The 8893-nt window shown below is 66.7% G+C and carries 7 protein-coding genes; 3 read left to right on the plus strand and 4 right to left on the minus strand.

The window, feature by feature from the left end:
* Positions 1 to 37 precede the first annotated feature (37 nt).
* The 4 genes from MJ783_RS19440 to MJ783_RS19455 form a co-directional block, all read right to left on the minus strand.
* A complete protein-coding gene (locus tag MJ783_RS19440) occupies positions 38 to 1153 on the minus strand; it encodes a S1C family serine protease (RefSeq protein WP_239312368.1) in 1116 nt (371 codons plus the stop codon).
* 453 nt (positions 1154 to 1606) lie between these two features.
* A complete protein-coding gene (locus MJ783_RS19445) occupies positions 1607 to 2299 on the minus strand; it encodes a TetR/AcrR family transcriptional regulator C-terminal domain-containing protein (RefSeq protein ID WP_239312370.1) in 693 nt (230 codons plus the stop codon).
* Positions 2300 to 2697: 398 nt separating this feature from the next.
* Entirely contained in the window at positions 2698 to 4140 is a 1443-nt protein-coding gene (locus MJ783_RS19450) for a phosphotransferase family protein (protein WP_370651717.1), read from the minus strand.
* Between the two features lie 92 nt (positions 4141 to 4232).
* Positions 4233 to 4946 carry an MBL fold metallo-hydrolase gene (locus tag MJ783_RS19455; protein WP_239312372.1) on the minus strand — a complete coding sequence of 238 codons (714 nt, stop codon included), beginning with the start codon at positions 4944 to 4946 and terminating at the stop codon, positions 4233 to 4235.
* A gap of 256 nt (positions 4947 to 5202) precedes the next feature.
* Here MJ783_RS19455 and MJ783_RS19460 point away from each other — a divergent pair, with 256 nt between their 5' ends.
* The 3 genes from MJ783_RS19460 to MJ783_RS19470 all read left to right on the plus strand — a co-directional run bounded on the left by MJ783_RS19460 (position 5203) and on the right by MJ783_RS19470 (position 8795).
* A complete protein-coding gene (locus tag MJ783_RS19460; RefSeq protein ID WP_239312375.1) occupies positions 5203 to 6303 on the plus strand; it encodes a hypothetical protein in 1101 nt (366 codons plus the stop codon).
* 172 nt (positions 6304 to 6475) lie between these two features.
* Positions 6476 to 7282, plus strand: a complete 807-nt coding sequence (locus MJ783_RS19465) for an alpha/beta hydrolase (RefSeq protein WP_239312377.1) — start codon at positions 6476 to 6478, stop codon at positions 7280 to 7282.
* Between the two features lie 73 nt (positions 7283 to 7355).
* Positions 7356 to 8795, plus strand: coding sequence for an NAD(P)/FAD-dependent oxidoreductase (locus MJ783_RS19470; RefSeq protein WP_239312379.1), 1440 nt, complete (start codon positions 7356 to 7358; stop codon positions 8793 to 8795).
* Positions 8796 to 8893: the final 98 nt, after the last annotated feature.

Here is an 8893-nt window from a genome sequence, read left to right on the forward strand (position 1 = left end):
CGCCGTCTGGCGCCGGACGAACTTCCGGCGGCGACCACTAAGCGAAGAGACGGCGCCGGGGCTGCCTGGACCGCCGATCTGCTTCCGCTCCGATTGCGGCCACCGGAGCGACCGGAGCGACCGGACCGTTTCGCCGGCCCTGGGCGCCGCTGCCTCCGAAACCGGCGGCGGAAGCATGGCTGACAGTAATCATCGCTACCTGTGAGGCGGGCGAGGCGCTGCTCGTGGCGCTGGCCGCGGCAGCACGACTGTCATGGCCACCCGTGTTACCCGCGGAGGCGGCGGACGCGAGCTGACGAGCGACGGACATGGCGTGATTGATTGGAATGGAGTACCCGGCCCGCATGCCGGCTGGCAGATACTCGTTGAACATCGTCGCAGCCGTGTCCATACCGATGACCTGACCCGCCGCGCTGACCAGCGGGCCACCGGAGAATCCGGGTTTGATCGCTACGTTGGTTCTGATGAGGCCGGTCAGCTGTTCGGCATTACCACCACCGGGTTCGGTAGCGGTGATGCTCTGGTTGAGGGCGGTGATGGCACCGCTGGCGGTGATCGGCGCACCGCCCTCAGCATTGCCAACAGCAACGACGGAATCGCCGATGGAAACCTTCGCGGAGTCCCCGATCGGAACCGCGGTGAGCCCTGAAACGCCGCGCAGCTGGAGTACGGCGACATCATCGGTCGGATCGGCGCCGACTACCGCGGCAGGATACGCACGACCAGTACTGGCGACGGTCACGGTGATACCTGCGGAGTCCTGGATGACGTGATTGTTGGTAAGTATCTCGCCACCGGAGTTCAGGAGCATGCCGGTTCCCGCGGCAGAACCATTCTGTGTGGCGAGCTTGGAAACGATACGAACCACGCCTGGCATAACTCGGGCCGCGGCACCGGACCGCTGCGCCGGAATAGGGCTGCCAGCCGCCGCGGTGAACACGTCGGGAACGGCCACAGTAGCGACAGCGGCGGCAGCGCGGATTCCCGGCCCCATGACGATCGGGCCGTCACCGGCACGGCCTGGCAACCCGGAGGTGGTCATTGCGGTACCAGCTGTGATGGCATACCCGCTCAGACAGGCGGTCGCACACCCGAGCGCGGCCACTCGCAGCCGCCACATGGAGATACCGGGACTCTCCTCACCCACCGCCACGCGGACCTCCTCGTGAGTCCACCGCCAGAGCCGGTGCCGCCAGCGCTCCTTGGTCCGAGCCTCTGCTGTCCTGCGCATCCGTCTACTGCCGACTGCCGTCGTCGACCACCGCGATCGACGTCCGGCGACTCAACCCAATCGCGTGGCAATCGCTGGGCGATCACCGAACGATCGAATGCGGGGCATATCACGCCGAAGCCAGCGTCCCCTGACCTCCGTCATCTCAGGTGCCTCCTGTGTGTAGTTAGAGTGCCTGGCGACACGGGGCTGGATCAAGGAGCGGGGCTGGGAGGCGTCCATCGCAAGGTGGCGCGGGGAGCCACCGGAGGTGGTGGGTGGCGATCGACGAGCTGAGGTATCCGTGCGTCGCACGGTTATGGACGGAGAGTGATGCGGCGAGGCGCCTGCCCTGTTGCCGGAGCCTCTCCATGAGATAGCGGATCATAGGCTGCTTCAGGATGCGACCCGCGCCTCCTCTTGCCTGGCCAGCTGCTGGCGGAGTCCGGCCAGGATCAATTCCATCCCAAATCGGTATTCCTCATCATGATCGCAGCTGCCAAGGTCGGGCACGGCCGCGGCCAGCGCGGGGAAGCCGCCCGCCCGCAGCGCCGCTGCCTGTTGGGCAAGCAGCTCAGGCGCCTCCGACCGTTCGATCAACGAGCTCCCGCCGCCGGAGAGCTGGCGCAGGATGGCGCCGGTGTGGAGGGCGACTATTGCGCGTATCGCGTGAACGGACGTGGCGCTGTCGAATCCGACGTCAGCCAGCAGAGCCAGCCCGGTCTCGAACGCCTGGAGGGCCACTGTCGAGGCCACCGGTCGGGTGGCCAGCAAAATGAAGGCTGCGGGGTGGGCCAGCGCCACGCGGCGGAACTCGCTGGTTATGGCCTGGATTCGCTCCTCCCACGGCCCGCTCGCGGCCACCGCCGGGTTGATCTCATCCAGTATGATTTTGGTTACCCCGTCGAGTAGCGCAGCCTTGTTGGGGATGTGGTTATACAGGGACATGGCCTCCACGCCGAGTTCGCTGGCGAGACGGCGCATGCTGAGCGCGTCGACGCCGTCGCGGTCGACGAGTCGAAGAGCGGTACGAAGAATCCGCTCACGACTGAGGGGCCGGTGGGTGCTGGACCCGTTGCTCTTCGCCATGATGGTTGTTGTCCGTCCTCGGTTCACTGGGCATACGGCCGCACGAAAAGGTGCCCGCTGGGTCAGCCAGGTCATTCGGGGCGAACGACAGGTTCAGACCGGTCCAGGACCGGAACGGGAGAGAGACTCGTGCACGTGCTTGGTTATCTGCCCGCTATGAACCTACCGCTATGATTGCTGAGGGCCACGATATGGCACACTGTAACGCCCTGAGGCCGAGAACGTCACAGCCGCGGGACGAGGCGCGACGGGAACATGATAATGGCCGTCCCGCGCCGGACGATTCTTTTATCGCTGCCCAGAGTACGAGCGCCCGCTAACAGAGGGATGGGTCAGGGAGCGGGGCGGGGACGCGTTCATCGCGAGGCGGCGCGGGGAGTCACCGGAGGTGGTGGACGTCAACCGACGAGCAGGGGCACTCGCGCGTCGCGCGGCGATGGATGGTGAGCGATGACGCGAGGTGCCTGCTGCACCTCCGCGCAGGTCGCTCTCGGCAATGGATTGAAGCGGATCCGTGGCCAGGGGCAGGGAGGCGGTCCTGTCCGTGACCACGGGCCGCGGTCTACTCGCAGGCAGGAGCGATGCCAGGGAACCTCGGTGGGATGGCGGGCGCACGTCGGCCCCAGCGCTGGAAAGAAATTTCCATAAACAAAGCGCTCATGGTCATAGTGCGCTTCTTTCTCTTTTTTGCCTCTTTTACCTCTTTTTATTTCTGCGCTTACGCTGTAAGTATATTTCAGTACTCTGCCACGTGGGCCGAAGGTTGTCAACGCACGCAGCTTCTGGTGACGAGGGCCTCGGCAGCGCAGGGCGCGCAGACCGGCGGCGACAAGTTCCGGCACAGCGGCCCCCGCCGTCTCGAAACCATCACCGACGGTTTTTCCGCCGAGGTAGCGGGCGTGGATCCCCTCCGCAATCACGGCAATCTTGAAATAGCCCAGAGCCAGGTAGAAGCTAAGGTTCACCATATTTCGCCCAGCGGCCAGGGCGTATGCCTCGATCAGTTCGTCCGCCGCTGGCATGCGGTTGCTGGTCGACGCCGCCGAGCCGCCGAGCACCGCTTCGAAGGCGGGGTCACGGTAGACGGCGGCCAGCGCGAGGTCCGCGAGCGGATCGCCGAGCGTAGCCATTTCCCAGTCCACCAGCGCGCGGACGGTACCGAGGCTGTCCGGGTCGAGGATGGCGTTGTCTATCCGGACATCCCCGTGGACGATCGCCGCGCCGCTCTCAGCCGGCAGCGCGTCCCGCAACCGGGCGTGCAGGGTGATGATGTCGGTCAGTTCCCTGGTGGCGACGTGGGCCCACTGGTTGCGCCAGCGCGTTACCTGCCGGCTCAGGTAACCCTCCGGCCGGCCGAAATCAGCCAGGCCGACCTCTGCGTACGGTACCGCGTGCAGGCGGGCCAATGCCCTGAGCACACCGAAGGCAGCCTGCGCGACCTGAGCGTTGGAGTAGCTGTCCAGATCTTCGCGGCTACGGATGACAACACCGTCGACGAGTGAGACCACGGAGAACGGAGCGCCGATCACCGTGCTGTCCTCGCAGAGCGCGATCGCGTCGGGCACGGGGACGTCGGTCCCCGCCAGAGCGGCGACCACCCGGAACTCCCGGCTCATGTCATGCGCGGAGGGGGTCAGCCCACCCAGCGGGGGCCGGCGCACCACCCAGCTGGATGCCTCGTCCCACACGCGATACGTCAGGTTCGAGCGGCCGCCGGCCAGCAGGGCGGCGCGCAGCTGACCGCACCGCCCTGGTACCCGTACATCGAAGTAGGCGGTCAGCGCGGCGAGATCGAGGCCCGTGGGTATGGCATCGGCAGGCACCGCGTTAGCAGGGATCATCATTGTCTCCCAGGTCATCGAAAGCGGTGCCGGGTTATCCGATTACATACAGCTAGTTGCGGGAGCTGCTGATCGCCGGTTCGTCGGGCGGGTCACCCGCCGAACATCATCCGCCATTGTTCAATGCTCCGGGGCCGGAAAACAGTATTGTCACGCCGAACCGCCGACATCGGTGCGGACGGCTGTGCCGAGTAAAGGTGCCCAGGGAAGACGACTGGGTCCGCTGGCAGCGCGGCCAGCTGCTGGAGGCTGGTGTACATGGCGTCGGGGTCACCTCCGGGGAAGTCCGTTCGCCCACACCCTTCCAGAAAAAGTGTGTCGCCGGCTATCAGCCGCCCGCCGTCCACCAGAAAGCACTGGCTGCCGGGGGTGTGCCCGGGGGTGTGCAACAGCCGGATGGGCACCGCGCCGACGTCGACCACGTCGTCATGGTCATGGCTGACCAGGTCGGTGGCGCTGACCCCGGTGGTGCGCCGTACCCATTCGGCTTCATCGCGGTGTACGTGTACCGGAACCTGGACACGGGTGAGCAGATCCTTCAGGCCGGGTAGGGAGAAGCCGAGCATGTCGCCACCGACGTGATCGGGATGGTGATGCGTGACCAGCGCACCGGCGAGCCGCATACCATCGTCGGCAAGGGCGGCGAGGATGTCGTCGATCGCGTACGCCGGGTCGACCACGACCGCGTCCCGAGTTTCCTGATCGCCGATCAGATAGGTGAAGTTGACCATCTGAGCCGCTATCGGATCGCCGACCGCGAAGTCGCGCCCGGACAGCAGCTGACGGAAGTACAGACGTTTGACCATGGGCTCAAGGCTACGGCGGCCGCACCATCGATACAGCCCGCCGCTCCACCGGACACGGCTTTGCTTACCTTCGGTGGCTTGCGCCGCGCTGGGCGTACTACGATTGATCAATCGAGGCTTCGATTCCGCGCAATACGGTAACCGTAATCTCCCGGTCAGCGTTTGTTCGCCCCGCCATCACCCGTCCGTCGTACTTTGCTGCTTTGTTTCTTCCAGTACGGAGCCTGCGCCAGCCGCATCCTCAGAAAGGGTATTCATGACCTCTCAGCGCAGAGTTGTCGGCTTAACCGCCATCGTGCTCGCACTTGGTTTCGCCGCCGCCGGTGTGACGGCTGGCGTGGCCAGTGCCAATCCGAACGATGACGATCGACGAGATGGGTGGCGCAATACGCGGAACTATGAGATCGGGCTTTTCGGCGACATGCCATACGGCCCCAACGGCCGGTTGCAGTATCCTCATGTAATCGCCGACATGAATTCTCACGACCTGGCGTTCTCCATCTTCGACGGTGATATCAAGAACGGTGGCGAGCCGTGCTACGCTGACATTGACGGTTCCGCGCAGAAAGCCGGTCAGCCGGATGTCTACAAATATGCCCTGAATCTGTTCAACCAGTTCCGGGACCCGGTTGTCTACGTTCCCGGTGACAACGAGTGGACAGACTGCGACCGGCCGTCCACGGCGGGGCCCACATTCGATTCGGTCGACCGGTTGAACTACCTCCGCCAGGTCTTCTTCCCGGATGACCGGAGCCTGGGGCGCCGTACCCTCCAGCTGACGAGACAGAGCCCGCAGTACCCGGAAAACGTGCGATGGACGCGTGGCCCAGTGACCTACGTCGGTGTCAACGTCCCCGGCAGCAACAACAACTACATACCCGACGGCGATGTCAAGGACGGCCCGCAGGCCGAGGCCAACGCGGAATATGCGGCGCGTAACGCCGCGAACCTGCGGTGGATCCGGGATTCCTTCGCGGCGGCGAAGGCGAGCGGCTCGAAGGCCATTATGATCACTGTGCAGGCCGATATGTTCGGCGACAGCCCCACCGCCCCGGGCGGCACGACCGTCGACCCAACGGACCACTTCGCCGACACCAAGGCCCTGCTCGCCCGGGCGGCCGTCGACTTCGGGAAGCCGGTTGTTCTTGTCAACGGCGACAGTCACTACTTCACCGTGGACAAGCCGCTGAGTGACGACGCGGGCAACGTCATCGAGAACTTCACCCGGGTGATGACCTTCGGCAGCTCACTCAACCACTGGGCCAGCGCGACGGTCGACCCGGCGGATCCGCAGATCTTCAGCTTTCACCAGCACATCGTCCCCGCGAATCTCCCCACCTACACGTTCAGCTCCTGAGGGAATCCTGTTGTGGTCCGGGCTGTCCGGGGGCGGTGGCCAGCCGCGGACCACGACGGGTCTGGGTGAATCCCACCCGCCGCGCTTGACAGTTCTCGCGTCATCGGCTTTGACTGATGCTTCTGTCTATGTGTCGGTCAGCGTGCCGGGCTTGTCGGGAGGGAGCGGGATCGTGACCGTACTGAGCGCACCTGTCGTGTTCATCCATGGGTTGTGGCTGCACTCGACGAGCTGGCGCAACTGGGCCGAGCTGTTCACGGCCGCCGGTTATGAGACGTTTACACCGGAATGGCCAGGTGTGGCAGCCACAGTCGAGGCGGCTCGGGCGCACCCGGAAGCCCAGGCGGGCAAAGGGCTGGGCGAGATCATCAATCATCATGGCGAATTTCTGCGGACCCTTGACACCAAGCCGATCGTGATCGGTCATTCCTTCGGCGGCCTCATCGCGCAGAGCCTGCTCGGCCAGAATCTGGCCGCCGCCGCGATCGCGATCGATCCCGCGCAGATCCGGGGCGTGCTGCCGCTGCCCGTCACTCAGCTCAAGTCCACCTTCCCGGTCCTGCGGAATCCGCTGAATCTCACCAAGAGCTTCGTCCCGAACCGGAACGAGTTCAAGTACGGCTTCGGTAACGAGCTGAGCCGCCAGGAGTCGAACGAACTGTACGACATGTGGACGATCCCGTCCCCGGCTCGCCCCCTGTTTGAAACCGCGGCCGCGAACTTCGCGCCGCACTCCCCGGCCCGGGTCGACGTCAAGAACTCGGCCCGCGGCCCGCTGCTCATCATTTCTGGCCGTCAGGACCACACGGTTCCTGACGCGGTCAGCCGCGCCGCGTTCAAGCGCTACCGGCACTCGAGCGCGGTGACTGAATTCAAGCAGTTCGATCGCGGTCATTCCCTGACTATCGATCACGGCTGGCGGGAGATAGCCCAGACCTCGCTCGACTGGCTTCGGTCCCAGCACGCTGTAAGCGCGTGAAGGGACTGCCCGCGAGCCGTGCGGATGGGATCGGCGCAGCATCGTCCGCCCATGGAAGCCGTTGAGGCGGCGAGTGGGCCGGGCCGGTGCGGACGGGTTCGACGCGGTCGTCGTCGGTTCCGGCCCCAACGGGCTCACCGGCGCGGTGACGCTCGCCGAAGCCGGCTGGCGGGTGCTGGTCGTCGAGGCCGCGCCAACGGCTGGCGGCGGGCTGCGCACCGAGGAGCTGACCCTCCCGGGGTTCCGGCACGACGTGTGCGCCACCGTGCTGCCGCTGGCGCTGGCCTCACCGGCGCTGCGCGCGATGCCGCTGGCTGACGAGGGCCTGCGCTGGGCGCATCCAGCGGTGCCGCTCGCGCATCCGCTCGACAACGGGCCGGCTGCGCTCCTGCACCGCGATGTCGCGCGGACCGACGCGGGCCTTGGAACCGGGTCGGGGTGGCGCCGGTTGCTCGCTCCGCTCGTCGCGGATGGTGACGGCCTTACGGCAGATGTGCTTGCCCCGCTCGATCTGCCCCCTGCGGCGCCGGTCACCCTGGCCCGGTTCGGCGCCCGCGGGCTGTGGCCGGCGACCATTCTCGCCCAGGCGGCGCTGCGCGGCGGCCGTGGCCGCGCGCTGCTCGCTGGCTGCGCCGCCCATTCCATGCTTGACCTGCGTCAACCCGTCACCGGTGGGTATGGGCTGTTCCTCGCGTTGTTGGCGCATCATGTCGGCTGGCCGGTCGCGGTCGGTGGATCCCAGTCACTTGCGGACGCCCTGGTTGGACGGTTGCGCAGGCTCGGCGGGGAACTGGTCACCGCCACCCCGGTGCGCTCGCTCGCCGAGCTGCCACCGGCAGCGGCGGTGCTGCTCGACCTGACCCCACGACAGGTGCTCGAAGTCGCCGGCGACCGGCTGCCGGCCGGCTACCGTCGCGTGCTGGCGCGCTACCGGTACGGGCCGGGCGTGTTCAAGGTCGACTGGGCGTTGGACGCTCCGGTGCCGTGGCGGGACCCGTCCGTGGCTGGTGCCGCCACCGTGCATCTGGGGGGCACCCTCGCGGAGGTCGCCGCGGCCGAGCGGGCGGTGGCCCGCGGCGGGCATCCGTCCCGCCCGTTTGTGCTGTTCGTGCAGGCCTGCGTTGCGGATCCGTCGCGTGCTCCCGCCGGGCGGCATACGGCGTGGGCCTACTGCCATGTCCCGCTCGGCTCCACCGTCGACATGACCGATGAGATCGAGGCGCAGGTGGAGCGGTTCGCTCCCGGCTTCCGTGACCGCGTGCTGGCCCGGCACACGATGCCGCCGAGGGCGCTGGCGGCGCACAACGCCAACGAGATCGGCGGCGACATCGGCGGTGGCAGCGCCGACCTGCGCCAGCTCCTCGCTCGTCCGGTCCTTTCGCCCCGGCCGTGGGCGACACCGGTGCCCGGTGTGTACCTGTGCTCGGCCGCCACGCCGCCCGGAGCGGGTGCGCACGGGATGGCGGGCGCGCACGCTGCCCGGCTCGCGCTCCGCCGGGGTGCGTGTTTCTGACGGGCTGCTGTCGACCCCGACGGGGTGATATCGACCAGAAGGCGTGAAAAAAGTGCGCGATCATGGTTTTCCGCGCTTAGAGCGCCCGGCAATAGGGG

The organism is Protofrankia sp. Cj3, assembly GCF_917627355.1.
In the GTDB taxonomy this organism is placed as follows: domain Bacteria; phylum Actinomycetota; class Actinomycetes; order Frankiales; family Frankiaceae; genus Protofrankia.

What these genes read in the sequence shown, in the direction of transcription:
- MJ783_RS19460 (WP_239312375.1), top strand. Translation starts at nt 5,203, where the DNA reads ATGACCTCTCAGCGCAGAGTTGTCGGCTTAACCGCCATCGTGCTCGCA.
- MJ783_RS19455 (WP_239312372.1), bottom strand. Translation starts at nt 4,946, where the DNA reads ATGGTCAAACGTCTGTACTTCCGTCAGCTGCTGTCCGGGCGCGACTTC.
- MJ783_RS19450 (WP_370651717.1), bottom strand. Translation starts at nt 4,140, where the DNA reads ATGATCCCTGCTAACGCGGTGCCTGCCGATGCCATACCCACGGGCCTC.
- MJ783_RS19445 (WP_239312370.1), bottom strand. Translation starts at nt 2,299, where the DNA reads ATGGCGAAGAGCAACGGGTCCAGCACCCACCGGCCCCTCAGTCGTGAG.